Below are 25,617 nucleotides of genomic sequence, written 5' to 3'. Positions count from 1 at the left end.
GCGGCGGACGACGGAGGGGCCCGCCGGGTTCGGCGGGCCCCTCCGTCGTCCGAGGCCGGTCCCCGCGCGGTCCGCTCAGCCGCGGTCCTTCGGCCGGAGCGGGAACGTGACCCCGGTCAGCTCCTCCGACAGCGCCCAGAGCCGCTTGGCGGCGCGCCCGTCCCAGGCGGCCTCGCTCCGGCTGGAGAGCGCGGGGGCGCCGCGCAACCCGCCCATGGCCTTGGGGCCGGCGAAGGCCGCGCCGGGCACGTCCTGGGTGGCGGCGAAGATCGTGGGCAGCGCGCCGTGGGCGGGGCTCTGGGCGAGGACCCGGTTGCCCAGGAGCAGGAGGGTGCGGGAGACCGGGTTGGCGCCGTGGCTCTGGAGGCCGGTCGCCGCGTACCCGGGGTGGGCGGCCGTGGACAGCACCGGGGAGCCGGCGTCCTCCAGGCGGCGCTGGAGCTCCAGCGTGAACAGCAGGTTCGCGAGCTTGGACTGGTTGTAGGCCCGGTAGGGGGTGTAGCCGCGCTCCAGGTTGACGTCGTCGAAGTCGATTCCCCGCGCACTGCGGTGCAGCCCCGACGAGAGGGTGACGACCCGGCCGGTGATGTGCTCCAGGAGGAGGTTCGTGAGCGCGAAGTGGCCGAGGTGGTTGGTGCCGAACTGGAGCTCGAAGCCGTCCCTGGTCGTCCCCTGCGCGACCGCCATGATGCCCGCGTTGTTGATCAGGAGGTGGAGGTCGCCCTCCCAGCGGTCGGCGAACTCCCGCACGGACGCCAGGTCGGCGAGGTCGAGCCGGCGCACCTCGGTGTCGCCGCCGACGCTGTCCGCCGCGGCCCTGCCCTTGACCTCGTCCCGCACCGCCATGACGACGCGGGCCCCCGCCGCGACCAGCATGCGCGTGGTCTCGACCCCCAGACCGCTGTTGGCTCCGGTGACGATCGCGGTGCGGCCGCCGAGGTCGGGGATGGTGACCTGTGAGGTGTCCATCCCGCCACGGTAGGCGAGCCCCCGACAAGTTGTCAATGACAACAATGGGGGGCGCCGACACCTCCGTTTATGCTGGATGGCATGGCCGACCGCCCCTACCACCACGGAGATCTGCGCGCCGCACTGATCGCCAACGCCGAGCGCGCGCTCGCCGAACGCGGTCCGTCCGCGCTGTCCCTGCGCGAACTCGCCCGTGAGGCGGGGGTGAGCCACGCCGCGCCCGGCCGCCACTTCAAGGACAAGCAGGCCCTCCTCGACGCGCTGGCGCTCACCGGGTTCGACCGCCTCACCGGACGCCTCGAACACGCCCTGGCCGCCGTCGGGGAGGACGGCGCCCGGACCCGCGTGCTGGCCCTGGCCCGGACCTACGTGGGGTTCGCGATCGACAACGCGGCGCTGCTCGACCTGATGTACGCGCGCAAGCACGACCCCCGGTCCTCCGCGCAGCTGTCCGCCGCCGTGGAACGGCTGCTCGACACGGTGGTGCGGCCCATCGTCGACGGCCAGTCCGACGGCGAGATCGCCGGGGGCGACCCCTGGCCCGTCGCCATGACCGTCTCCGCCGCCCTGCACGGTTTCGCCACGCTCAAGGCCGCGGCCCCGCCCGAGAAGGTCGAGGAGAGCCTGGCCGAGGTGGTCCGGGTCCTCTTCGACGGCCTCGCCCCGCGCTGAGCCCCGGACCGGGACGGCCCGCGCCCGGAACCGCCGCAGGGCGGGGAGCCGGGCCGGGCGAGGCGGCCGACGGCCTGGACGAACGGCGCCTGCGCGAGGGCGCGGGCTTCACCGGGGACTCCATGGCGCACGAGTGGGAGCACTTCGTCCGCGACTGCCCGTGGGTGGAGGGCGGCCCCGCCGACTGGGTGGCCCGGTTCGAGGCGGCCCTCGCGCCCGCCTTCGACCGCGGCTGAGGGGGCGTCGCCCGGGGCGGCGCGGCAGGCCGCCCGAACCGGTTCCTTCCCCCGCGAAAGCCCCACCGCAACACGGATAAAAGTGACTTAAGCCACAAGTCAGACATTGTGTCCTGACCTGCGATTCTTCCGACTTCTGCCATTGACCGGAACCGGCCCTCGAGAACCATTTCCGCCCACTCCGCCATCACATACGCTACTGAAACACAAACCCGAACCAGGCGGGCGCGGACCCCAACCGGCTCCAACAGGACATTCGCGCCCAGACCCCTCCCAGAAAGGACCTTCGCGGGAGAAATCGGGTGGGACTCCGTACCAGCGCCCGGGGAAGCGCTGCCCACGGCGGAGTCCGACGGGAATCGCCTGACCGGGGGGTGGCGCGAACACACAGGAACGTGAGGACCTCCGCCGGGCCGCGCCCGGAGCGCTTCCCACCGGTCGTCCTCGGGACCCGAATCCGTGGCCCCGAACCGCATTCACGTCCCCTTACACGACAGGTCCTCTCGTGACGCGCTCAATGAATGGACACGACCATCCCATGCATGGTAAGGATTCGGCCTTCCCCGAGTGGGAGAACGGCGTTCTGCCGCCCTTCCCGGAGAACTCCCACGCCGATTCCTTTCTGAGAAGGACCCCCGAACTGGTGGGTCGCCTCTCCGCCCGCCTCTTCGCGGAGCACAACCCGCTGAGGACCGATCCGGAGTCCTGGCCGTACGCCTCCGCGTGGGCCGCCTCCGTCATCCGCGACAGCGCCTGGAGCCTCCACCACGGCCGCCCCTCCCAGCGCGTCAACCGCATGTCGGAGACCTACTGGGCCGAGCTGGAGGAGGAGTCCTGGGCCATCCACCCGCGCCACACCGGCCAGGCGGCCCGCTTCCTCTTCGAGGAGATCACCGCCGCGCTGCCGCCCGACGCACCGTCGGCCGGGGTGCGGGCCGCGCTCGTCACCGCACAGAACGAGACCACCCTGCGCATGGAGGCCGCCCAGATCCGTGCCAACGCCCGCTTCCTGAGCCAGGAGCAGGCCGCCAACCAGGAGTTCCGGCGCTTCCTCGCCCGCGAGCTGCACGACCGCCTCGGCAGTTCCGTCAGCCTCGCCAACCGGCAGCTGGAGCTGTACGAGCTGCTCTCCGTCCACAAGCCCGACGCGAAGGCCCACGGCCGCCTGCGCGCCCTCAAGGGCGCGCTCCTCGAACTCAACCAGCAGCTCCGCGTGCTCATCTCCGACCAGCGCCGCAGCGAGCGCGCGGGGTCGCTCGAGACCGCCCTGCGCTCCTACGCCGACTCCCTCGACCTGACGGTGCCCGAGGTCCGGATGGACTTCTCCGGCGAGGAGTCGTGGGTGCCCCCGCACTTCCTCGACGAGCTGTTCCTCGTGCTGCGGGAGTGCCTGCGCAACTCCGTGCGGCACGCGGGGGCCGCCCAGGTGCACATCGCCGTGCGCCTGGACCGCGCCGAGGTCCGGGCGATCGCCTCGGACGACGGCTCCGGGTTCGACGTGGAGGCGCAGCTGGCCCGCGGCTCCGAGGACGGCGCCTCGACCGGTCTGACCTCCCTCTCCGAGCGCATCACCGCCCTGGGCGGGCGCGTCCGGTTCCTCAGCTCGCCCGAGGACGGGACCCGCACGATGATCCTCGTCCCCATCACCACCCCCTCGATCGGAGCGGAGTCCGCACGATGATCCGGATCGCCGTGGTCGACGACCACCACCTGCTGCGCGAGGCCCTCTGCGACCTGTTACGGGCCCAGCCCGGACTGGAGGTGGTCGCCAGCGTGGGCTCGGCCCGCTCCCTGGTCCCGACCGTGGTCGCCGCCCGCGCCGACGTCGTCCTCCTCGACCTGGAGATGCCGGAGCACGACCCCCGGCACACCGTGCGGGAGCTGCTGAACCACGCGCCCGACACGCACGTGGTCATCCTGAGCATGCACGACGACTCGGCGCTCGTGAGCGACCTGCTCTCCCTCGGCGTGCGCGGGTACCTGCACAAGACGGTGGACATGGTGACCCTGGTCGCGGCCATCCGGGGGCTGCGCGACCCCGACCGCACGACGGTCGTCGTCTCCTCCCCGAACTGGCACCGGCCGCCGACGACCGACTCGACGCTCACCCCGCGCGAGGTGGAGGTCCTGAGGCTGGTGTCCGAGGCCATGAGCAACCGGGAGATCGCCCGGAGCCTGGACATCACCGAGGGCACCGTCAAGCGGCACATGCGCAACATCTTCGAGAAGCTCGACGCGGTCTCGCGGATCGACGCCGTGAACAAGGCCGTGGAGACCGGGGCGCTGCCCTCGCACCGCAAGAAGGCCGAGCCGCGCTTCTGACCCCGGGCGGCGCCCCTCCGCCGCCCCTCCCCCTCGACGCCCGGCCCCTCGCCCCCGCGTCCTCCTTCGCGCGCCGGCCCGGCGCCCCCGCCCCGTACCTCCTTCGAGGTAGAGGCCTGGCACCTTGCGGACAATCCGCTTGTGGACACCCGGCGGCGGTCCTAGATTTCCCCTGTGACCGCAGGTCAGAACACGGTTTCCCGGTACCGGACCGGGGCGGGGGCGAGCGGGGGCCGCCCCGGCGGCCGGCGGCCGGCGGTCCCGAGGCCCCCCGGGAGCCCGACCGGAGCGCGGCCGGGGCCCAGAACGAGAAGGAGAGACGCGATGACCCGCTTCAAGATCCTCGGTCCCCTGGAGCTGGAGTCCCGCGGGGGCGAGGCGCTCCGCCGGGGCCCCAAGGTCGCCCGGCTCCTCGGACTCCTCCTCGTCCGCGCCAACCAGACGGTGGGCGTGGACACCCTGATGGACGAGCTGTGGGACGGCGAACCGCCGACCACGGCCCTCAAGACGATCCGCACGCACGTCTACCACCTGCGCGGCGCCCTGGAACGCTCCTGCGGGGCCGACACGGCCCGCCGGGTCCTGCTGACCCGGGGACCGGGGTACCGGATGGACCTGGCCCCGGAGGAGCTGGACCTGTTCGCCTTCCAGCAGCTGGTCGGCCAGGCGCAGGTCCTGTGGACCGAGCACCGCCACGACGAGGTGGTGGACCGGGCCGATCAGGCGCTCTCCCTGTGGCGGGGCCCGGTCCTGTCCGACGTCCGCCCCGGCCGCGTCCTGGCCGGGCACGTGGCGCGCCTGACCGAGACCTACACGCGGGCCAGGGAGCTGCGCGTGGACTCCGCCCTCCGGCTGGGGCTCCACCGCGAGGTCCTTCCCGAGCTCCGGGACCTCGTGAGCGTCTACCCCCTGCACGAGGGGTTCCACGCCCGGCTCATCGACGCGCTGAGCCGGTCCGGGCGCCGCGGCGAGGCGCTGAGCGCCTTCCGGGCGGCACGGGACACCCTGCACGACCAGCTGGGGCTGGAGCCCTCCGAGGAGCTGTGCCGCCTCCAGCACGCCATCCTCACGGGCGCGTCCGGGGCCCCGAGCGCCTCCCGCGGCTCCGTCAACTGAGGACGCGATGCCTCTTTCGTGGTATGTCCGGACGTTCCCCGGGCTGGTTGAGTGGACCGAGGGACGGCCGCGGCGACACCGCCCTCCCCCGCGTCATCACTGACCGCGTTCGATCAATCACACAAGGGCCCGGCGTGCGGTCCGGTCCCCCAGGGTCCCGGGCCGACGCCCCTCGGAGCGGAAAGCGAGCCACCTGTGCGCATCTCGGAGCTGAGCGACCGGGCCTCGGTGCCCGTGGCGACGGTCGAGTACTACCAGCGGGAGCGCCTGCTCCCCCATCCCTCCGAGAGACACGGGTACAGCCCCGAGGATCTGCGCCGCCTGCGCCTGGTCCGCGTGCTGGTGGAGGTGGGCGGGCTGGACCCGGACCAGGTACGCGGCCTGCTGGGCGCCATGGCGGGCGGGACCAGGACGCCGCACGAGACCTTCGGCATGGTCCTCCGGACCCTGGAGGGCGCCTCCTCCGCCCCGCACGCCGACGTCGACCCGGCGGACGACGAGGCGCTGGCCCTGGCCCGGAGGGTCGCCGACCGGCACGGGTGGACGGTCGACCAGGACACGGCGTCCTGGCGCACGCTGGTCAAGCTGCTCAGGACCCTCCACTGGCTGGACGACGCCGACACCGCGGTGGTGGTCGAGGCCTACGCGGCCGCCGCCGACCGGATGACCGGAGCCGAGATAGGGGTCCTGGGCCTGTACGCGGACGAGGACGCCCTGGTCGAGCGGCTGGTGCTGTGGACCGTGTTCGGCGACCCCCTGCTCGCGGCGCTGCGGCGGATCGCCCGCCAGCACACGTCCGGGAGGGTGTTCGACCGGGAGTTCTCCCCGGCCGACCGCGGGTCAGCGATCTGACAGCACGACGCACGAGGGACTGGCCACCGGGACCGGCGCGCCCACGGGGGTGAGCCGCCCGGCGGCCGAGACGCGGTGCACGGTGACGGACTGCCCGGCCTGGTTGGCCGCGTACACGTAGCGGCCGGAGGGGTCCAGGGCGATGCCCCGGGGCCAGCGCGTCCCCGGGCCCTTGGTGGTGACCGGCTGGGACTCCACCAGGTCCAGGGAGGCGCCGCCGTCGCGGACCGCGTAGGAGACCACGGTGTCCAGGCCCCGGTCGGCGGTGAGGACGAACCGGCCGCCGGCGTCCACGACCACGCCGGAGGGCGCGTTGCGCGGGTCGGCGCCCGGGGCGGCCACCGACACCGACTCCCCCGGGGTCAGCACGGCGCCGACGGGGTCGTAGGCGAAGGCGGTCACGGTGGACCCGAGCTCGTTGGAGACGTACAGGTGGCGGCCGGAGGGGTGGAGCGCGGCGTGCCGGGGGCCGGCCCCCTCCGCGACGAGGGTGCGGCTCCGCTCGGTGAGCCTCCCCGTGCCGGGGTCGAGGGAGTAGACGTACACGTGGTCGTTGCCCTTGTCGGGGACGATCACGTCGTGGGTCCCGGGCACGAAGAGGCACATGTGCGGGTGCGGGGCGGCCTGCTCCTCCGGGTCGGGGCCGGAGCCCTCGTGATCGACCAGGTCCAGCAGCGCCCCGATCGAGCCGTCCTCCGCGAGGGCGTGGACGGCGACGCCCGCCGAGTCGTAGTTGGCGGTCATGAGGAACCGGCCGTCGGGGTGGGCGGCCAGGTGGACGGGGGCGGCGCCCCCGGTGGGCGCGGCGTTGAGGGGCTCCAGCGCGCCGTCGCCCCCGATCCGGAAGGCGTGCGCGTGGCCGTCGCCGGTCTGGCTGACCGCGTAGAGGATGTCGCCCCGGGGCCCCGTCGCCAGGTAGGAGGGGTTGTCGATGCCCTCGTGGTAGCCGTCGATCCGCAGGGAGCCGTCCGCGCCGACGCTGCCGATCCCGATGCCGGGGAGCCCCGGCAGCCCGTACTCGCCGGCGGTGAACCCGCCGATGTAGGCGCGGCGGGCCGCGGGAGGGGGCGGGGCGGCCGTCGCCGGGCGGGCGGCGAACCAGGCCAGTCCGCCGATCCCGGCCGCCGCGGCGGTTCCGAGGAAGGCGCGTCTGCTGGGTGCGGGGCTTCTTCCGGTCATCGTCTGTCCTCGGGGGTGAGAAGGTGCGGGAGGCCGGTGCGGGGCGGGCCGGGGTCAGACGTCGGAGCCGACGACCAGGCCGGAGAGCAGGACGACGGCGAGCCCGGTCCCGCCGACCGCGAGCAGGAGGTGGGACCACAGGGGCCACCCGCGGGTGGGCGGGAGCGCGCGCAGGGCCGCCGCGACGGCGACGGCCGCCGCCCACCCGGGGACCGCGAGGCGCAGCCCGACCTCGCCGTTGAGCAGGAGTTCGTCGACGGGTGAGGCGCAGGCGAGCGGGGAGCAGTCGCCGGGGGCGTCCGTGCCGAGCAGGTACGCGCCCGCCCCCATGGCCGCCGTCGGGAGGAGGAGCAGGGCCGCGGTGAGCGCGGCGTACGGGGAGCGCCGCCGGGTCCGCGCCCCGCCGGGGTCCCCGGCGGCCGGCGCCGACCCGGGGCGCGGTCCCCCCGCCCCCGCGAGGTCGGGCCGGGCCCCGGGGGCCAGGCGTTCGGCCGCCAGGACGGCGACCGCCGCGGGCGCCCCGAACAGCAGGCCGAACAGGCCGCCCTGCCCGGTCTGGGCGAGCAGGTGCCACGCCGTCGCGGCGGCCCCTCCCGCGGACCCGCCGGCCAGCAGGCCCGCGACGGCGCCCGCCAGCCCCGCGGCGGCGAACGCGGTCACCGGGACCGACCAGGCGCCGGGGAGGGTGTCCGTCCGGGCTCCGCGGCGCAGCAGGGGGTGCAGCGCGGCGACGAGCACGGCGGTCAGGACCGCCAGGTCCGGCCACGGGGCGGTGACGGCTCCGGGCAGGGGGAAGCCCCGGCCGGTCACCGCCCCGGCGAGGGGGCCGACCAGGGTGTCCCAGTCGGCGAACAGCGCCGCGGTGAGGGCGACGGCCGCGGCGCCCGCCGCGGCGCTCCACGGGAGGCCGTCCCCGCCGGGGGCGACGGCCGTCGGACCGGCTCCCCGGATCGGGCGGCGCCGGCGCCGCCCCGCGGCCGCGGTCCCGCCCCCCGCGCCGCCGGCCGGGGCGTTCGGCGCGCCGCTGCCCCGCACGCCGCCCCCGGCGGGGACGGCCGCGAGGGCCGCCCACCACCTGTGGCGGGCCGTGGTCCTGCCGACTCCTGCGAACACTGGTACTCCTTCGTGGTGCCTCCGGGGCCTCCGCGGCGCGGGGCCCGGAGCGGGTCAGGCCGCCCCGTGGGCGGCGGGGACCGGGGCCCCGTCCTCCCGCGCCGCGCCGACGGCCGCCGCCAGGGCGGGCACGTGGTCGGGCGCGGAGACGGACAGGCGGTCGGTGCGGGGGCTGATGCGCCGGGTGAAGCCGGTGAGGACCCGCCCCGGGCCGATCTCGACCAGGAGGTCGGCGCCGAGCTCCCCGGTGAGGGTCCGCACCCCGTCGAGCCAGCGCACCGGGCGGGTGAGCTGGTCGAGCATGAGTCCGGGCCACAGGTCCGGGCGGGTGTGGGGGCGGGCGTCCACGTTGGCGACCACGGGCACGTCCGCCGTGCGCAGCTCGGCGCGGGCGAGGGCCGCGCGCAGGCGGGCGCGGGCGGGTTCCATCAGCGGGCTGTGGAAGGCGCCGCCCACGGGGATGTCCACGACCCGGGCGGCCCCCTCGGCGAGGGCGGCCTCCGCGCAGAGCGCCACGCCCTCCGGGGCGCCCGACAGGACGCTCTGGCGGGGCGAGTTGAGGTTGGCGACCCACACGCGGGCGCCGTCGCGGCGGAGGCCGTCGGCGATCCGCTGTACGGCGCGGACGTCCAGGCCGAGGACCACGCCCATGGTGCCGGGGGTGAGCTCGGTGGCCCCGCGCATGGCCTCGCCCCGCGTGGCGACCAGGCGCACCCCGTCGTCGTAGGCGAGCGCGCCCGAGGCGACCAGCGCCGTGTACTCGCCGAGGCTGTGCCCGGCGACGGCGACCGGCGCGGTCCCCGGCAGGGCGTCGCGCACCTCGCCGTGCGCGACACAGGCCAGGACGAACGTGGCGAGCTGGGCGTTGTCGGTGCGGCGGAGCGTGTCGGCGTCCGCCCGGAGCAGCAGGCCGGCGACGTCCCGGCCGCTGACCCGCGACGCGCGCTCCACGAGACCCCAGGAGGGGGTGTGCGCCCAGGGGGCGCCCATGCCGGGCTCCTGTGATCCCTGGCCGGGGAAGACGTAGGCGATCCTGGGCACGGCGTGCCCTCCTTCGTGGTCGGCGCGGCCCCGGTGCGGGGCGCGGGCGCGGGGCCCGGACCGGCCCGGGCCCCGCTGGCGGTCAGGAGGAGACGGGCTCCTCGTCGGGGGTGAAGGGGCGCAGGTCGAGCTGGACGGCGCCGATCTGGAGCATGAGGAACAGGTCCTGGCGGCAGCCCCAGTGCTCGACGACCTTGCCGTCCCGGACCCGGTAGATGTGCATGTGCTCGAAGGCGACGTCGGCGCCGGTGGCCTCGATGCCCAGGAACTCGCGGACGTGGCGGCCGGTGAAGCGCAGGTGGATGACGGCCTTGTCACCGTCGGCGAAGCTGTCGATCCGGTCCCACCTGGCGTCGGCGAAGACGCTGTTCATCCACTTCGCGGTGCCGAGGTAGCCGTCGGGGCCGCCGGGGGTGCCGGGCGGGGCCTCGTGGTCGACGAACTCCGGGGCCACGTACTTGTGGGCGACCTCGGCGTCGAGCCCGTTGAAGATGTCGCCCATCTTGTGGGCGATGTCGAGGGTGGTCTCGGTCTGGGACATGGGTGTCTTCCTTCGCTGTGTCGGTCCGGCGGCGCTGCGGCCGCCGGGCTGTCGTTCTCTTTCCGTGGTCGGGGTCCGCGGCCGTCCCGGGCACGGGGGCGGTCCGCGGCGGGCGCGCCCGGTCAGCCGACCTCGGCGCCGCCGTTGACGGGGATGTTCGCCGCGGTGACGTAGCCCGCCCCGTCGGAGGCGAGGAAGCGCACGGCGGCGGCGACCTCCTCGGGGGTCCCGGCGCGGCCCACCGCCGTGCGCCCGATCAGGGCCTCGCGGCGCGGGCCCGCGAGACCGGAGGTCATGTCGGTGTCGACCAGCCCCGGGGAGACGACGTTCGCGGTGATCCCGCGCTTGCCGACCTCGCGGGCGACGGAGTGGGCGAGGCCGATGAGCCCGGCCTTGGACGCGGCGTAGTTGGCCTGGCCGGGGGCTCCGACGAGGCCGGTGAGGGAGGAGACGTAGACGAGGCGGCCCCACCGGGCGCGCACCATGTCGGTGAGGACCGCGCGGGTGACGCGCAGCGCGCCCACCAGGTTGGTGTCGACGACCTCCGTGAACTCGGCGTCGCTCATGCCGAGGAGGAGGCCGTCCCTGGTGATCCCGGCGTTGGAGACGAGGACCTCCACGGGCCCGTGGTCCCGGCGGACCCGTTCGACCGCCTCCTCGACGGAGCCGGGGTCGCGGACGTCGCAGCGCACGCCGTCGAGCCCGTCGGGCGGCGACCCGTCCCGGTGGGTGACGACGACCTCGTCCCCCTGGGCGGCGAACATGCGCGCGACCGCCAGCCCGATGCCGCGGTTGCCCCCGGTGACGAGGACGCGGCGGCTCATCGGACGGCGTCCTCGGGCGTGCCGACCAGGCGCGCCAGCTCGGCGGCGGCCTCGGCGGTGTCCCCGAAGCGGATGGCCCGCCAGCCCGCCGCGAGGGCGCCCTCGCAGTTGCGCTCGTTGTCGTCCACGAGCAGGCACTGCTCCGGGGGGACGCCCGCGCGCCGCGCGGCCAGATCGAACACCGCCGCCTGGGGCTTGCGCGCGCCGACCTCGAAGGACATCACCACGTCGTCGAAGAGGGCGTCGGCGTCCACCATGCGGCGCCAGTGGGCGTCCCAGGTGGGGACCATGTTGGAGAGCATCCCGACGAACACGCCCCGGGAGCGCAGGGCCTCCAGTTCGGCGACCCAGGCGTGGTTGGTCTCGCGGTCCTCGAACCAGTCGTCGGCCAGGGTCGTGATGCGGCGGTCGATGCCGTACCGCTCGCGCAGGAGGACGCCGATGCGGTCCAGCCACTCGGCCTCGGTGACGATCGGGGTGTCGATCGGCTCCATGTAGTCGTCGGTGCCGAAGCCCTCGGTGACCTCGCCGATGACCGTGAGCAGGGCGTGCGCGTCGATGCCCGTGCGCGCGCAGAACTTCTGCATGGTCTCGGCGATGGGCGGGGTGAGGACGCCGCCGAAGTCGGTCCACACCGCGGTGACGCGGGAAGTGCTCATCGTGGGGTCTCCTCCGTCCCGAGGCGGGACGTGTCGGTGACGGTCAGGGTGGTGTCGGCGATCCGGGCGCCGTCCTGCTCGAAGCGGACGCGGCGCTCCCCGGTCGCGGCCCCGTCCGCCGGGGTGGAGGCGAGCACGGGGGAGGTCAGCTCCGCGAAGCCGGTGAAGCCGGCGCGGACGCCCGTGACGCGCCGGGACCCCGGGGACCCGGCTCCGCCGGGGACGGGCACGGCCAGGGCCAGCTGGCGGGCGGCCTCGGTGAGGACGGCCGCCGGCAGGTGGTCGTAGGGGTGGTCGAAGAGGGACGGGTTGTCCCAGCGGGGCCGGACCTCGGCGGTGAGTGCGCCGTCGCGGACCACGGGGGCGCCCAGGACCACGTTCAGGGGGTTGGTGCGGCCGACGGTCCGCGGATCGACGCCGGTCGGCGCGGCGGCCTGCGCGCTCGTCAGCGGCGCGGGGCCGCCCAGCTGGGCGTGGCGGACGGCCTCGTACTCGCCGGGCGTCAGGAACAGCACGTCCATGGTGTGGGAGCCGGCCCGGACCCCGTCCACGCGGAACACCTGCTCCACGCGCCCGGCCCGGACCCGCTCCCTCCTGCGGCGGACGACGGTGAACCGGTTGTCGATCACCAGCTCGCCGGGGCGGTCGCCGCACAGCAGCGCGGCGGGGTCCGTGTCGATGGCGAACCGGTCCACGATCATCTGCGTGCCGGCCCCGGCGCCCATGTGGGCGTGGGTCCCGGCGATGGCCGCCTGCCGGCCCGCCTCCAGCAGGAGGAGCACGTCGAAGACGGCCGGGCTCCGCCCGTGGTCGCTGAAGTAGCCGTGGTTCAGGGGGAGCTGGGCCGCGGCCACGACGTCGGTCTCCGACACCGGGCGCAGGTCGGTGACGAACACCTCCGAGACCGCGCTCCGGTGCACCAGCGTGCGGTCGAGGGTCGCCCTGAAGCCGAGGTCGGCCGGAATGTCGATGTCCATTTCCACAACGGAAGCCATTGCACCACCTCTCGCAAATTCATTGACCTTTGACGACAGCCTCGCACCGCCGAATAAAACACCGATCAATTTTCGATCAAAGTTGGCGGCATGTCACTTTCGATGAATACGGGAGGTACAAAGGCGCAGTCTTATTGCGCGGCCCGCCGGGCGGTGGCCAAGCTGGTGGAAGACCGGCCCGAACAGCGGGCCCTCCGATCCGAAGGGAACCACGATGACCGAGAGGACGACCGTCGAAGAATCCGGCGCGATGATCGGGAAACTCCGCGAGATCGTCAGCCAGGAACTGGAACTGGAGGACGGAGAACTCACCCCCACCGGGCACTTCGTGGAGGACTACGAGGGCGACTCCCTCTCCCTGATCACCGTCGTGGCGCGCATCGAGAAGGAGGTGGGCGTGGTCATTCCCAAGACCGACCTGCCGCAGCTCCTCAACTTCGAGCTGCTCGCCGCCGCCGTCCGGGAGTACGGCGAGGTGGCCCGTGCCTGAGACCAGACGCGTCGTCATCACCGGCCTCGGGGCGGTGAGCAGCGTCGGCATCGGCGCCGACGCGTTCGCGGCGGCCATCCGCGAGGGCCGCAACGGCACGGCCGAGATCACCTCGTTCGACGCCTCCGGGTTCCCCTACCGGATGGCGGGCGAGGTCCGCGGCTTCGCGCCCCGCGAGATCCTCCGCCGGATCGACCCCGACCGGTGGGGCCGCAGCGGCCAGCTGGCCGCGGCCGCGTCCCGGCTCGCCCTGGAGGACTCGGGCCTGGACCCGGAGGCGGTGTCGCACGGCCGTTCCGGCGTGATCATGGGGACGACCAGCGGCGAGGCCACCGTGTCCTCCGTGCTCGGGGAGCAGTGGGTGTCGGGGCGGATGAAGGAGTTCTCGTCCCGCGTGGTCGCGCAGGCCCCGGCCAGCCAGATCTCCGCGGCGGTCAGCACCGAGCTGGCCCTGGGCGGTGACACCCAGACCGTCCCGACCGCGTGCTCGGCCAGCAACTACGCCCTGGGCCACGCGTTCGACCTGGTGCGCACCGGCGAGGCCGACCTGATGTTCGCGGGCGGCGCCGACGCGGTGAACCGCTTCACGCACGCCGGGTTCCACGCCCTGGGCGCTCTCGCCCCCGACGTGTGTCGGCCCTTCGACAAGGACCGCGCGGGCATCATCACCGGCGAGGGCGGGGTCTCCCTGCTCCTGGAACCGCTGGACTCCGCGGTGGCGCGGGGAGCCCGCGTCTACGCGGAGATCCTGGGCTACGGGGTCAACTGCGACGCCAAGCACATGGTGCACCCGGACCCGGGGAGCATCGCCGCGTGCATCCGGGACGCGCACGCCTCCGCCGGGATCACCCCCGACCAGGTCGACTACGTGTGCGCGCACGGCACCGGCACCCCCACCAACGACGCCACCGAGGTACAGGCGGTGCGCGAGGTGTTCGGCGGACGCGTGCCGCCCATCAGCTCCATCAAGTCGATGATCGGCCACACCATGGGCGCGGCAAGCGGGTTCGGCGCGGTCGTGTGCTGCAAGGCCCTGCACGACGGGTTCCTGCCGCCCACCGCGAACGTCGGCACGGTCGACCCGGCCCTGGGGCCTGACCTGGACGTGGTCCCCGGGCGCGGGCGCGACGCCGCCCCACGGATCGTCCAGAACCACGGCTTCGCCTTCGGCGGCAACAACGTCATCACCATCCTCGGGAGGCCCGCATGACCGTCCTGGCGACCGGACCGGGCACCGCGGACCGGCCCGCGCTCCCCGCCGCCGTCCCGCTCGCGATCACGTCCGCCGGCGTGGTGTCGGCGGCCGGGCTGGGCCTGGAGTCCCTGGGCGGCGTGCTCGACTCCGGCGGCGTCGGCCACTCCGCCCCGGTGGGCGACGACGCCGACGACTACCCGCCGCTCGGGGTGCGCTCGGTGGAGGGGTTCCGCCTGCGCGACCACGTGGGCCGCAAGGGGACCCGCAACCTGGACCGGCTGACCGGGTTCGGGCTGGTCGCGGCCAAGCTCGCCCTGGCCGGGGCCCCCGCCGGGGCGGAGGCCGACCGCACCGGGGTCGTCGTCACCACCAGCACCGGCAGCACCCAGAGCCTCATGGACCTGGCGGGCGACACGCTCCTCCAGGAGCGCCCCTACCTGGTCAACCCGTCGCGCTTCCCGAACACGGTGCTCAACTGCTGCGCCGGCCAGATCGCCATCTGGAACGGGCTGCGCGGCGCCAACGTCACCCTCGCCGCGGGCCAGGCGTCCGGCATGAACGCGTTCCGGCACGCGCGGATGGTGCTGTCCCTCGGCCGCGCCGACCGGCTCGTGGTCGGCGGGGTGGAGGAGCTGAGCGCACCGCTCGCCTGGGGCTGGCACGCCTCGGGGACCCTGGCCGACGGCACCCCGATCGGCGAGGGGGCCGCCGCGTTCGTGGTCACCACCTCCGAGGCGGCGCGCGCCGGCGGCGCGGGGATCGCCGCCGAGGTGCTGGGCGTGGAGGTGGGCTTCCACCCCGCCTCGCGCGGGGACCGCGCGAAGGCCGTCGCCGAGCACGTGCGCCGCGCCCTGGCCCGCAGCGGCGTCGTCCCCGGGGACGTCACGGAGGTCTCCCCCGGGTCCACCGGGCTGGTGGGCGTGGAGCGCGCCGAGCGCCGGGGGATCGCCCTGGCCCTGGGCGGCGTCCCGCCCGTCCGCGACGTGACGCGGGCCGTGGGCCAGTGCTACAGCGCGGCCGGCGCCATGCAGGTCGCGGGGCTGCTCGCGGCATGGCGCGGCGATCCGTCCGACCGGCCGCGCCTGGCCCTGGTCACCGCCGTGGGCCACGACGGCAACATCGGCGCTCTGGTCCTGCGCGAGGGGGGTGGCGCCTGATGCGCCCCGAGGGGACCCGGCCCCGGCGGGCGGCCCGGGCCGGCACGGCGGTCCCTCCCCGGGCCGCCGGAACCGGACACCGCCACCGGGCAGGAGGGACGGCATGGGACTGAACGGCGCGCTGGTCGGCCGGGTCTACCGGTCCCCGGACACCTACGAGGTGGGCCGGGAGAAGATCCGCGAGTTCCGCGCGGCCGTCGGGATGCCCGGGGGCGACGAGGCCCCGCCGACCTTCCCCATCGTCCTCGCCATGAAGGCGCAGGAGGCGGCGGTGCTCGACCCGGAGCTGGGCTTCGACTTCTCCCGGGTCATCCACCGCGACCAGTCCTTCCGGCACACCCGCCCCGTCCGCCCCGGAGACGTGCTCACCGTCGAGGTCCGCGTCACCCGGGCGGAGACCCTGGGCGCCAACGACCTGGTGGCGCTGCGCAGCGACATCCGCACGGCCGGGGGCGAGGACGTGTGCACCGCCACCACCACCCTGATCACCTGGGCGGACATCCCATGACCACTCCCACCGCACCCCTCCCCGACACGTCGCACGCACCCGGCGCGCGGCTCCCCGAGCGGCGCTTCGCCCTCACCCGCGCCGACCTGGTCCGCTACGCGGGCGCCTCGGGCGACTTCAACCCCATCCACTACGACGAACGCGCGGCCGGGGCACTGGGCCTTCCCGGGGTCATCGCCCACGGGATGCTCACCATGGGCCTCGCCGCGACCGCCGTCACCGAGTGGTTCGGGCCCTCGGCGCAGGTCGCCGAGTACGAGACCCGGTTCGCGCGCCCGGTGGTCGTACCGCCCGGGGAGGGCGTGGAACTGGCGGTCTCCGGCCGCGTCGACGCCGTCCTGGACGGCTCCCGCGTCCGGGTCGTGCTCACCGCCCTGTGCGGCGGCGAGCGCGTCCTGGCGCGGGCCCGGGCCGTGGTGGTCACGGGCCGATGAGCGCACAGGTCACCACGCACGCCTCCCCGCTGGTCCGCACCCGCCGGGCCGGGTCACCGGAGTTCCGGCTGTTCCTGCTGCACCACGCCGGCGGTGCGCACACCGCCTTCCGGGGGTGGGGCCGCCGCTTCCCCGAGAGCTGGGACGTGTGCGCGGTCGAGACCCCCGGCCGGGGCAGGCTGCTCCATGAACCGTTCGCCGCCGGGATGGGACCGCTGGTCGACCGGCTGGCCGGGGCCGTGGCGCCGCTGACGGACGTCCCCTTCGGGGTGTTCGGGCACAGCATGGGCGCGGCCGTCGGGTACGAGCTGGTCCGGGAGCTGGCCGGCTCGGGCACGGCCGAGGCCGCCTGGCTGGGGATGTCCGGCTACCCGGCGCCCGGCCCGGGGACCGACGACGACCCCCGCCCGCTGTCCTCCGACGAGCTGCGCGCCCGGGTCGGCGGTCTGAGCGGGGTGCCCGCCGAGGTGCTGGCCGACGACGCCCTGTGGGCCCTGTTCGAGCCGCGCATGCGCGCGGACCTGGCCCTCGTGCGGGACTGGCGGGCGGACGGCCCTCCCGGCCCGCAACCGGTCCCGTTGACCGTGTTCGCCGGGGAGTCGGACCCGGTGGCGGGGCCGGAGCTGGTGAGGGGCTGGGCCGGCGCGGCCCCGCGCTTCCAGGGGCTCCGGTGCTTCCCCGGCGCCCACTTCTACCTGAACCGCGCCCGCGACGCGGTGATCGGGGCGATCACCGAGGAGGTCGCCCTGGCGACCGCCGCCCGGGGCGCGGAGCCGGTCCCGTCCCGGACCGGCGCCGGCCCCCCGGCCGCCGGGGAGGCCGCGGTCCGGGCGGCCCCCGCACCGGAGCGCGCCCGGCCCTCCTGAGACCACCCGGGTCCCGCCCGCCCCCGGCCGCACGGGACCACCGCCCCCTGGCACACCCCCCGCACCACCAGAGAACCGGAAGGACCCGACATGACGGACAGACCAGTGGCGATCGTGACCGGAGGATCCCGGGGCATCGGCCGCGCCGTCGCCCTGCGCCTCGCCGACGACGGCTACGACATCGCGTTCTGCTACCACAGCGCCGGCGAGGCCGCCGCGGGCACGGCCGAGAAGATCCGCGCGGCCGGCGCCGCCTGCTACAGCGCCGCGTGCGACGTCGCCGACCTGGAGGCGGTCCAGGGCTTCGTCGCCGACGCCAAGGCCGCCCTCGGCGATCCGGAGCTCCTCGTCAACTCGGCGGGCATCCTCCGCGACGCCCCCGTGGCGGTGATGGACGCCGCCGACTGGAGCGCGGTCATCGACACCAACCTCACCGGCACGTTCAACCTCTGCCGCAGCACCGTCTTCGACTTCATCAAGAACCGGCGCGGCTGCGTCGTCAACATCTCCTCCGTCATGGGGATCCACGGCAACGCCGGCCAGGGCAACTACTCCGCGGCCAAGGCCGGGATCAACGGCCTCAGCAAGGCCATGGCCAAGGAGGTCGCCCGCTACGGCATCCGCGTCAACGCCGTCGCGCCCGGCTTCGTCGAGACCGACATGACCCGGGGCCTGAGCGAGAAGGTGCGCGCCAGCGCCCTCGCCAAGGTCCCCCTGCGCCGCCTGGGCAGCGCCGAGGACGTCGCCGACCTGGTGGCGTTCCTGGCCTCCGACCGGGCCTCCTACATCACCGGCCAGATCGTCCAGGTGGACGGCGGCGTCGTCATCTGACCCGCCCGGGCAGGCCCCCGGGCCGCGCCGCCCGCACCGTCCCCCGGACCCGGACCACCGCACCGGTTCGCGGCCACCGCGAACAGCACCCACACCGAGGAGAAACGCCATGACCGCCACCGACACCGCCCTCATCGACGAACTGCGCGAGATCGTCGCCGACGTCCTGGAGGTCGAGCCCGAGGAGATCTCCGAGACCGGCCTGTTCTCCGAGGAGCACGAGGCCGACTCCCTCCAGGCCATCGAGGTCCTGGCCCGCATCGAGAAGACCCTGCGGATCGCCGTCCCCCAGACCGAGCTGCCCGACATGGGCAGCCTCGACGGCGTGTACCGCGTCGTCTCCCGCTACACGGAGGGGAACGCCTGATGCGCCGGGTCGTCGTGACGGGCCTGGGGCCCGTGTCCAACGTGGGGACGGGGGCCGCCGCGTTCGGCGCCGCCGTGCGCGCCGGACGGTCCGGCGTCTCCCCCATCACCTCCTTCGACGCGTCCGGGTTCCCGCACCGCAACGCGGGCGAGGTGCGCGACTTCGCGCCGCAGGAGATGGTGGAGCGGCTCGACACCGCCGAGTGGGGCCGCTCCAGCCTGTTCGCGGCGGCCGCCGCACGGCTCGCGGTCGCCGACGCCGGGCTCGACCCGGACGAGCTGTCGCGTGCCGAGGCCGGCTCGGTCATGGGCACCACCAGCGGGGAGTCGCAGATCATCGAGCGGCTCACCGAGGAGGAGGTCGCCGGGGGCTGGGAGAGCCTCAGCCCCCACCTGCCCCGGCAGGTCCCCGCGTCCCGGCTGGCCTACGCGGTCAACCGGGAGCTGGGCCTGACCGGTGAGGCCATGACCCTGGCCACGGCGTGCTCGGCGGGCAACTACGCCATCGGGTACGCCTACGACCTGGTCCGCACCGGCGCGGCCGACTACATGCTGGCGGGCGGCGCCGACTCGGTGCTCCGCTGGGCCCACGCCGGGTTCTTCCGGCTGGGCGCGGTCGCCGAGGAGGTCAGCTCCCCCTTCGACCGCGACCGCTCCGGCATCATCACCGCCGAGGGCGGGGCGGCCCTCGTCCTGGAGAGCCTGGAGGGGGCGCTGGCGCGCGGCGCGCGCGTCTACGGCGAGGTACTGGGCTACGGGCTCAACTGCGACGCCGACCACATGGTGTCCCCCGACCCGGTCGGCATCGCCGAGTGCATGCGCCGGGCCCACGCCAACGCCGGGATCAAGCCCGAGGACGTGGACTACATCTGCGCGCACGGCACGGGCACCCCCGCCAACGACCTCGCGGAGGCCACGGCGGTCCTGGACGTGTTCGGCGACGCCCCGCCGCCGATCAGCTCCGTCAAGTCGATGCTGGGGCACACCATGGGCGCGTCGAGCGCGTTCGGCGCCATCGCGTCGCTGATCGGCATGCGGGACGGGTTCCTGCCGCCGACCACCAACTTCTCCCACCACGACCCGGCCCTCGGCGGGATCGACCCGGTGCCCAACGAGGCGCGCCCGGCCGACGTGCGGATCGTGCAGAACAACGGGTTCGCGTTCGGCGGCAACAATGCCATCACCGTCTTCGGGAGGGTCTCATGAACAGCGCACGGGGCGGGGCCCCGGTCCTGGCCGTCACCGGCTGGTCGGCGGTGTCGCCGATCGGCACCGGGGCGGCCGGGTTCACCGAGGCGGTGCGCACGGGCCGGACCGGCGGCGCCGACGTCACCGGGATGTTCGACGCCCCGCTGCCCACCGACCGGGCGCACGCCATCCCGGACTTCCGGGCCGCGGACCACCTGGGCCGCAAGGGCACCCGCCACCTGGACCGCAGCACCGCACTGGCGCTGGTGGCGACCAAGCTGGCGCTGGAGTCCACCGACGCCGCCGTGGACGCCGCCGGGCGCGTGGGGCTCGTGCTGGGCACGACGGCGGGCAGCATCCGCACCACCAGCGAGTTCAGCCGGGACACCCTCGTCGAGGAGCGGCCCTACCTGGTCAACCCGGTGATGTTCCCCGGCGCGACGATCAACTGCCCCGCGGGGAGCAGCGCCATCCGGCACAAGCTGCGCGGGGTGAACGCGACCGTCGCCGGCGGCCAGATGGCCGGGCTCAACGTGCTGCGCTACGGCGCGCACCTCATCGGCGGCGGGCACGCGGACGTGCTCCTCGCCGGCGCCGTCGAGGAGTTCAGCCCGCACATGGCGTGGGGGCACCGGGCCCTGACCGAGGGGTACGGCGTGCCGCTGGGTGAGGGCTCCGCCGTGTTCGTCGTCGAGGACGCCGAGCGGGTCCGCTCCCGGGGGCGGACCCCGGAGGCGGAGGTCCTGGCGTCGGCGTTCGGCACCGGCGGACCCGGTGACACCGCCCGCACCCTGGAGGCGAGCGTCGTCCGGGCGCTGCGCCTGGCGGGCGTGGGCGCCGACGAGGTGTGGGGGGTGGCCACGGGAGAGCACGGCGTCGAGGGCCTGGACGGGGCCGAGGACGCGGGCGTGCGGGCGGCCCTGGGCGACGGGCCGGTCCGGATCCGCGTCAAGCGGCTGGTCGGCGAGTGCAACAGCGCCTCCGGCCCGTTCCAGCTGGCGGCGCTGCTGGCCCACCACCGGTCCGATCCCGGCCTGGACGGGCGGGTGTCCGTGCTGACCTCGGTCTCGGCCGACGGCGCCGCGGGGGCGGCTGTCGTCCGCGGACACCGCCTGCCCGGCGGCGCCGTTCCCGCGCGGACGCACGACGAGGAGGGGGGCGGACTGTGAGGAAGCCGCCGAGACTGTACTTCGCGTTCCGCAGCCCGTTCTCGTGGATGGCGCTGCGCCGCCTGGAGGAGCTGTACCCCGAGGCGGTGGACACCGTCGAGTACCGGCCGTTCTGGGAGCCCGACGCCGACCTGCTGGCCCGGCTGCGCGCCGGTGGCGGCGAGTTCCTGTACACGCCCATGAGCAAGGCCAAGCACCTGTACATCCTCTACGACACCAAGCGGCTGGCGGCCTCGTTCGGCTACACGATGTCGTGGCCGGTCGACGTGGACCCGTGGTGGGAGGTCCCGCACCTGGCGTGGCTGTACGCGCGCCGCGAGGGGAAGGAGCGCGAGTTCTACCGCGCGGTCACCGAGGCCAGGTGGGAGCGCGGCGAGAACGTGTGCGACCCGGCCCTGGTCAAGGACCTGGCCGCGTCGGTCGGGCTGGACGGCGAGACGGCCGCCTCGGCCGCCCACGACCCGGACCTGCGCGAGGAGGGCCTGAAGGCGCTCCACGACCTGTACCAGGACGACGTGTTCGGGGTCCCCTACTTCCGGGTGGGGCGGCACCGCTTCTGGGGGCTGGACCGGCTGGACGCGGTCACCGACGCGCTCGGGCTGGAGCGGGAGGCGCGGGCCGCCGACCGTCCGTCCCTGGCCCGGGTGCCCGTCCCCGACCTGTCCCCGCCGCCGACCGACCTCGACACGGACACGGCCGGGGGCTGCGGCTAGGACGGCGGCCGGAACCGTCGCCCGGGCGGGGCCCGCGCCCCGCCCGGCCCGGCCCGTCGTCGGGCCGGCCGGTGACGACGGGGCCGGTGCGGCCTGCGGGGCTCCGACCCGGACGGCCCCGTACCCGTACCCATGGCCGATCCCGACGCCCGGGGGCCGGGTGGCGGCGGCGACGGGGGGACTCGTCGGAGGCCGCCCCGGGGCGGCCCGCGGCGGCCCCGACCCCCGCCGTCCGGCTAGCCTGTGCGCATGCGGGAAGGCACACGCGAGACCGTGCTCCGGTGGGGCCGCCCGGCCGCCGGGGCGGCCCTGTGGACCCTGCTCGGGCTGCTCACCGTCGTCGAGCTGTTCGACGCCCGTGACCGGCCCCCGGTGTCCGAGGCGCTCGCCCTGGTCCTCGCCCTGGCCGTCTCCGCCGTCCTGTCCCGTTCGCACCCGCTGACCGCCCTGGGCGTCATGCTCTCCGCCGGGGTCCTCCAGATGACGGCGTCCGGGGTGCTCCTGGTGGAGACCTTCGTCATCACGCCGTGGCTGGCGCTGCTACCGCTCGCGTTCCTGGCCGGGCTGCGCTCGGAACGGGTCCGCCCGGTGACCGCCATGGTGGTGGCGGCGTGCGTGTTCACCCTGGCCGCGTTCACGGCCACGGCGTACCTGTCCGGCTACGACACGCGGACCTTCCTGTCCCGCTCCGTGGACTGGCTGGGCGCGGCGCTGACCGTCGCCCTGACCACGCTCACCCCGTGGCTGCTCGGCCGCTACCTGCTGCTGCGCGCACGCCTGACGCGGGAGGGCTGGGCGATCGCGGAGCGGATGGAGCGCGCCCGCGCCGCGGACGCCGACCGCGCCCGCCTGCGGGAGCGCGCCCGGATCGCGACGCGGATGCACGACTCCCTGGGCCACGACCTGGCGCTGATCGCGGTGCGCGCCGCGGCCCTGGAGATGACCGCGCCCGAGGGCTCGGACCGGCGGGACGCCGCCGCGGAACTGCGCACCGCCGCCCACGAGGCCAACCTGCGCCTGCGCGAGGTCATCGGGGTGCTGCGCGAGGGCGACGGCGACGCCACGGCCGAACCGGTGACCGCCCTGGTGCGGCGCGCCGCCGACGCGGGCATGTCGGTCCGGCTCCTGCGCGAGGGGACCGACCCGGACCCGGAGACGCCGGGCGGCGCCGCCGTGCACCGTGTCGTCCAGGAGGCGCTCACCAACGCCGCCAAGTACGCGCCGGGGTCCGAGATCACCGTGCGGCTCGTCCGGGAGGGCGACCTGACCCGGGTGTCCGTCCTCGACACGGGGACGAGCGGCGGTCGGCCGTCCGTTCCCGTCCGCCGGGACTCGGAGGGTTCCGGCCTGGCCGGGCTGCGCTCCCTCGTGGAGGGGCTCGGCGGGGACCTCGCCGCCGGGCCCGCCGACGGCGCCCCCGGCCGGGGGTTCTCCGTGCGGGCGACCGTCCCCGACGCCCCTTCCGGCGGGGACGGCGCCGGACCGGCGCCGGGGGTCCCGGCCGGGGCGGACGCGCCGTCGCAGACACGGCGCGCCCACGCCGAGGCCAGGGTCCGCGCCCGCCGGAGGCTGGTGGCCGCCCTGGCCGTCCCCGCCGCCCTCGGCGCCGGGGCCGCCCTGGCGGGGTTCGCGCTGCTGTGGTGGGTCGGGACGAACAGCGTCCTGCCGCCGGAGGGCTACGGACGGATCTCCGTCGGCGACGACCGTTCCCTGGTCGAACGGGAGCTGCCGCGCTTCGCGTACCCCAGCGGGTCGGTCGACCACCGGCCGCCCGACCCGCCCGGCGCCGCGTGCTCCTACTACCTCGTCCGCCACGAGAACGGGCTGCCGCCGGTCTACCGGCTGTGCTTCGCGGACGGCGTCCTCGTCGCCAAGGACGAGATCCGGCGCTTCGAGTGAGGGGGCGCGCCGCCGGTAGGGTGTCCGGGTGAACGCGACAGACGGTGGACGCGACGCCGGCGCAGCGGGCACGACGCTGCGCGTCGTCCTCGCCGACGACGAGGCGATGATGCGCGCGGGCATCCGCGCCATCCTGTCCTCCGTGCCCGGCATCGAGGTCGTGGGAGAGGCCGCCGACGGCGCCGCCGCCGTGGCCCTGGTCGCGGAGCTCCGGCCCGACATCGCCCTGCTCGACGTCCAGATGCCCGGCACGGACGGCCTGTCGGCGACGGAGGCGATCGTCGCGGAGCACCCGGGGACGGCGGTCGTCGTCCTCACCACCTTCTCCGAGGACGCCTACATCGGCCGGGCCCTGGCGGGGGGAGCCGACGGGTTCGTCCTCAAGAGCGGCGACCCCCAGCAGCTGGTGGCGGGGCTGCGCGCCGTCGCGGACGGCGGCGCCTACCTGTCGCCGGAGGTGGCGCGCCGGGTGATCGACGCACTCGACGCCTCCGGCCCCCGCCTGTCCCGGGAGTCGGCCGCCCGCGAGCGGGTGGGCCGGCTCACCGCGCGCGAGCGCGAGGTGCTGGCTCTGGTCGGCGAGGGCTGCTCGAACGACGAGGTCGCCCGCCGCCTCGCCATCGCCCCGGGCACCGTGAAGGTGCACGTGGGGGCCATCCTCACCGGGCTCGGCGTCCGCAACCGGGTCCAGGCCGCCGTCCTCGCCCACGAGGCCGGGCTGCTCCGGGGGCGCTGACGCGGCCCCGGGCCCCGACCGGGCCCCGCGGTTCTGCGGTTCCGCGGCTCCGCGGTTCTGCGGCTCCGCGCACCCGGTCCCCTCCCGCGACCACCGGCGGTCCGCCCCCTCCGGGGCCGCCGACCCGGCCGCCGGGGAGGCGCGGTCCTCCGCCCGCCTACCCCTTTGTGCCTATCCGCCCGCTGACGTCCAGGCGATGCGCGGGGGCGCCCCGGGGGGCGACGATGCTGCACATGCCCAGTACCGGTTCCGCCGGGAGGAAGCGCGCGCTCGCCTACGGGTCCGCCGCGCTCGTCCTCGCCGCGACGTTCTCCGCCCCCGCCGTCATCACCGCCGCCACCGACCCGGGAAGCGTGGTCCTCCACCCTCCCGAGCCCACCGGTCCGCACCCGGTCGGCCGCACGGAACTCCACCTCGTCGATCCCGGCCGCGGCCACCCGTGGGCGGAGGGCTCCGACGACAGGGACCTCACGGTGAGCGTCTGGTACCCGGCCGTGGACGGCGGGGAGGAGCGGGCCCCGTACATGACCGGGTCGCTCAGCGGGACGCTGCGGAGCGAGCTGGAGCAGGTCGGGCTCCACCGCGACACCGTGGACTTCGAGTCGTCCCGCGCCAACGCCCTCCTGGACGCGGACGCCGCGGCCGACGCGGGCCCCTTCCCCGTCGTGCTCTTCTCGCACGGATTCAGGATGAACCGGTTCCTCAGCACCTCGAACGCCGAGGAGCTCGCCTCCCACGGCTACGCGGTCGTGTCCATGGACCACACCTACGAGACGCCCGCCGTCGACCTTCCGGACGGGCGCGTCATCCGGACCCGGGTCCCGGACACGGAGACGGAGACGTACCGGGAGGCCGTCGCGGTCCGGACGGCGGACACCCGCTTCGTCCTGGACCAGGTGGCGGAACTGGCCGCCGGGCGCAACCCCGACGCGGCCGGCCGGGAACTGCCCGCCGGCCTGGGCGCTTCCCTCGACACCGGCGCCCTGGGCATGTTCGGCCACTCCGCCGGGGGCCTGACCACGGCCGAGGCCATGCTGGTGGACGACCGGATCGACGCGGGCGTCGACCTGGACGGCTCCCTCTCCTACCACACGGGGGACGGGGTGTGGGCGGACTCCACCCTGGAGGGGGCCGACCGGCCGTTCGCGATCCTCGGCGCCGGGCTGTCCGGTGTCCGGCGCCTGCCGCACAACAGCGGGTACAACGAGGCCTTCCAGAGGTTCGTGCGGGCCTCGTCCGCGCCCGTCCTGGAGCTGTACACGGCCGACGCCGAGCACATGGGCTACACGGACCACCAGTGGATCCTTCCCGCCGTCGCCGAGGTCCACCGCCCGGACTCGAACGCGTGGCGCGAGTCGACCGAGGCGGGCATCGGCACGATCGACCCCGAGGAGTCGGTACGGACCCAGCGCGCCTACATCACGGCGTTCTTCGACGCCCACCTGCGCGGCGAGGACGTGCCGCTGCTCGACGGGCCCTCCGCCGACTTCCCCGCCGTGGAGTTCGTGGAACAGCCCTGACCGGCCCCCGCCCCGGGCGGGGGGCC

The 25,617-nt window shown here is 75.3% G+C and carries 27 protein-coding genes; 19 read left to right on the top strand and 8 right to left on the bottom strand.

The window, feature by feature from the left end; translation table 11 throughout:
• Positions 1-75 precede the first annotated feature (75 nt).
• Positions 76-969, bottom strand: coding sequence for an oxidoreductase (locus tag ACQPYD_RS02775; protein ID WP_433699638.1), 894 nt, complete (start codon positions 967-969; stop codon positions 76-78).
• Positions 970-1,050: 81 nt separating this feature from the next.
• On the opposite strand from ACQPYD_RS02775, the gene ACQPYD_RS02770 reads away from it, so the two are divergent.
• From ACQPYD_RS02770 to ACQPYD_RS02750, 5 genes are all read left to right on the top strand, one after another.
• Complete coding sequence (locus tag ACQPYD_RS02770) at positions 1,051-1,641, top strand: TetR/AcrR family transcriptional regulator (protein ID WP_433699637.1); 591 nt, start codon at positions 1,051-1,053, stop codon at positions 1,639-1,641.
• A gap of 774 nt (positions 1,642-2,415) precedes the next feature.
• Positions 2,416-3,558, top strand: coding sequence for a sensor histidine kinase (locus ACQPYD_RS02765; protein ID WP_433699636.1), 1,143 nt, complete (start codon positions 2,416-2,418; stop codon positions 3,556-3,558).
• A complete protein-coding gene (locus ACQPYD_RS02760; RefSeq protein WP_433699635.1) occupies positions 3,555-4,199 on the top strand; it encodes a response regulator in 645 nt (214 codons plus the stop codon). The genes ACQPYD_RS02765 and ACQPYD_RS02760 overlap by 4 nt, the downstream gene beginning before the upstream one ends.
• Positions 4,200-4,523: 324 nt before the next feature.
• Positions 4,524-5,315, top strand: a complete 792-nt coding sequence (locus ACQPYD_RS02755; RefSeq protein ID WP_433699634.1) for an AfsR/SARP family transcriptional regulator — start codon at positions 4,524-4,526, stop codon at positions 5,313-5,315.
• A 195-nt stretch (positions 5,316-5,510) separates the two neighbouring features.
• Positions 5,511-6,167, top strand: a complete 657-nt coding sequence (locus ACQPYD_RS02750) for a MerR family transcriptional regulator (RefSeq protein ID WP_433699633.1) — start codon at positions 5,511-5,513, stop codon at positions 6,165-6,167.
• Here ACQPYD_RS02750 and ACQPYD_RS02745 read toward each other — a convergent pair.
• The 7 genes from ACQPYD_RS02745 to ACQPYD_RS02715 form a co-directional block, all read right to left on the bottom strand.
• On the bottom strand, positions 6,156-7,346 hold the full coding sequence (locus ACQPYD_RS02745) for a lactonase family protein (protein ID WP_433699632.1): 1,191 nt from the start codon (positions 7,344-7,346) through the stop codon (positions 6,156-6,158). The genes ACQPYD_RS02750 and ACQPYD_RS02745 overlap by 12 nt on opposite strands.
• 54 nt (positions 7,347-7,400) lie before the next feature.
• Positions 7,401-8,459, bottom strand: coding sequence for a hypothetical protein (locus tag ACQPYD_RS02740; RefSeq protein ID WP_433699631.1), 1,059 nt, complete (start codon positions 8,457-8,459; stop codon positions 7,401-7,403).
• Positions 8,460-8,513: 54 nt separating this feature from the next.
• Positions 8,514-9,500 carry an ACP S-malonyltransferase gene (locus ACQPYD_RS02735; protein WP_433699630.1) on the bottom strand — a complete coding sequence of 329 codons (987 nt, stop codon included), beginning with the start codon at positions 9,498-9,500 and terminating at the stop codon, positions 8,514-8,516.
• A gap of 82 nt (positions 9,501-9,582) precedes the next feature.
• Positions 9,583-10,041, bottom strand: coding sequence for an ester cyclase (locus ACQPYD_RS02730; RefSeq protein ID WP_344184886.1), 459 nt, complete (start codon positions 10,039-10,041; stop codon positions 9,583-9,585).
• Positions 10,042-10,163: 122 nt separating this feature from the next.
• Positions 10,164-10,865: a 3-oxoacyl-ACP reductase FabG gene (fabG, locus tag ACQPYD_RS02725; protein WP_433699629.1), complete on the bottom strand. Its 702-nt coding sequence runs from the start codon at positions 10,863-10,865 to the stop codon at positions 10,164-10,166.
• Positions 10,862-11,524: an HAD family hydrolase gene (locus ACQPYD_RS02720; RefSeq protein WP_433699628.1), complete on the bottom strand. Its 663-nt coding sequence runs from the start codon at positions 11,522-11,524 to the stop codon at positions 10,862-10,864. Before ACQPYD_RS02720 ends, fabG (ACQPYD_RS02725) begins: the two co-directional genes overlap by 4 nt.
• The gene (locus ACQPYD_RS02715) at positions 11,521-12,519 is read right to left on the bottom strand and encodes an AfsA-related hotdog domain-containing protein (protein WP_433699627.1); all 999 of its coding nucleotides are present in this window, start codon (positions 12,517-12,519) and stop codon (positions 11,521-11,523) included. Before ACQPYD_RS02715 ends, ACQPYD_RS02720 begins: the two co-directional genes overlap by 4 nt.
• Before the next feature lie 214 nt (positions 12,520-12,733).
• Here ACQPYD_RS02715 and ACQPYD_RS02710 point away from each other — a divergent pair, with 214 nt between their 5' ends.
• The 14 genes from ACQPYD_RS02710 (at position 12,734) to ACQPYD_RS02645 (ending at position 25,591) form a co-directional block, all read left to right on the top strand.
• On the top strand, positions 12,734-13,009 hold the full coding sequence (locus tag ACQPYD_RS02710) for an acyl carrier protein (protein ID WP_267947871.1): 276 nt from the start codon (positions 12,734-12,736) through the stop codon (positions 13,007-13,009).
• On the top strand, positions 13,002-14,219 hold the full coding sequence (locus ACQPYD_RS02705) for a beta-ketoacyl-[acyl-carrier-protein] synthase family protein (RefSeq protein ID WP_433699626.1): 1,218 nt from the start codon (positions 13,002-13,004) through the stop codon (positions 14,217-14,219). The genes ACQPYD_RS02710 and ACQPYD_RS02705 overlap by 8 nt, the downstream gene beginning before the upstream one ends.
• Positions 14,216-15,361 (top strand): beta-ketoacyl synthase N-terminal-like domain-containing protein, encoded by a 1,146-nt coding sequence (locus tag ACQPYD_RS02700; protein WP_433699625.1) that lies wholly within the window; start codon positions 14,216-14,218, stop codon positions 15,359-15,361. The genes ACQPYD_RS02705 and ACQPYD_RS02700 overlap by 4 nt, the downstream gene beginning before the upstream one ends.
• A gap of 103 nt (positions 15,362-15,464) precedes the next feature.
• The gene (locus ACQPYD_RS02695) at positions 15,465-15,869 is read left to right on the top strand and encodes an FAS1-like dehydratase domain-containing protein (protein WP_433699624.1); all 405 of its coding nucleotides are present in this window, start codon (positions 15,465-15,467) and stop codon (positions 15,867-15,869) included.
• Positions 15,866-16,303, top strand: a complete 438-nt coding sequence (locus tag ACQPYD_RS02690; protein ID WP_433699623.1) for a MaoC/PaaZ C-terminal domain-containing protein — start codon at positions 15,866-15,868, stop codon at positions 16,301-16,303. The genes ACQPYD_RS02695 and ACQPYD_RS02690 overlap by 4 nt, the downstream gene beginning before the upstream one ends.
• Positions 16,300-17,169, top strand: coding sequence for a thioesterase II family protein (locus ACQPYD_RS02685; RefSeq protein ID WP_433699622.1), 870 nt, complete (start codon positions 16,300-16,302; stop codon positions 17,167-17,169). The genes ACQPYD_RS02690 and ACQPYD_RS02685 overlap by 4 nt, the downstream gene beginning before the upstream one ends.
• Before the next feature lie 90 nt (positions 17,170-17,259).
• The gene (gene fabG / locus ACQPYD_RS02680; RefSeq protein ID WP_433699621.1) at positions 17,260-18,000 is read left to right on the top strand and encodes a 3-oxoacyl-[acyl-carrier-protein] reductase; all 741 of its coding nucleotides are present in this window, start codon (positions 17,260-17,262) and stop codon (positions 17,998-18,000) included.
• 109 nt (positions 18,001-18,109) lie between these two features.
• Positions 18,110-18,367: an acyl carrier protein gene (locus ACQPYD_RS02675; RefSeq protein WP_267947864.1), complete on the top strand. Its 258-nt coding sequence runs from the start codon at positions 18,110-18,112 to the stop codon at positions 18,365-18,367.
• Entirely contained in the window at positions 18,367-19,572 is a 1,206-nt protein-coding gene (locus ACQPYD_RS02670) for a beta-ketoacyl-[acyl-carrier-protein] synthase family protein (RefSeq protein WP_433699620.1), read from the top strand. The genes ACQPYD_RS02675 and ACQPYD_RS02670 overlap by 1 nt, the downstream gene beginning before the upstream one ends.
• A complete protein-coding gene (locus ACQPYD_RS02665; RefSeq protein WP_433699619.1) occupies positions 19,569-20,723 on the top strand; it encodes a beta-ketoacyl synthase N-terminal-like domain-containing protein in 1,155 nt (384 codons plus the stop codon). Before ACQPYD_RS02670 ends, ACQPYD_RS02665 begins: the two co-directional genes overlap by 4 nt.
• Positions 20,720-21,436, top strand: coding sequence for a 2-hydroxychromene-2-carboxylate isomerase (locus tag ACQPYD_RS02660; protein WP_330157253.1), 717 nt, complete (start codon positions 20,720-20,722; stop codon positions 21,434-21,436). The genes ACQPYD_RS02665 and ACQPYD_RS02660 overlap by 4 nt, the downstream gene beginning before the upstream one ends.
• A gap of 249 nt (positions 21,437-21,685) precedes the next feature.
• Positions 21,686-23,335: a sensor histidine kinase gene (locus tag ACQPYD_RS02655; RefSeq protein WP_433699618.1), complete on the top strand. Its 1,650-nt coding sequence runs from the start codon at positions 21,686-21,688 to the stop codon at positions 23,333-23,335.
• A gap of 106 nt (positions 23,336-23,441) precedes the next feature.
• A complete protein-coding gene (locus tag ACQPYD_RS02650; protein ID WP_433701927.1) occupies positions 23,442-24,071 on the top strand; it encodes a response regulator in 630 nt (209 codons plus the stop codon).
• Positions 24,072-24,304: 233 nt separating this feature from the next.
• Entirely contained in the window at positions 24,305-25,591 is a 1,287-nt protein-coding gene (locus tag ACQPYD_RS02645; RefSeq protein WP_433699617.1) for an alpha/beta hydrolase family protein, read from the top strand.
• The last annotated feature ends 26 nt before the right edge of the window (positions 25,592-25,617 follow it).

The sequence above is a fragment of the Nocardiopsis sp. CA-288880 genome (assembly GCF_050955985.1).
GTDB classification, from domain to species: domain Bacteria; phylum Actinomycetota; class Actinomycetes; order Streptosporangiales; family Streptosporangiaceae; genus Nocardiopsis; species Nocardiopsis tropica.
The sequence above is the reverse complement of the archived record's forward strand: the minus strand, read 5'-3'. Positions and strand labels throughout refer to the sequence as shown.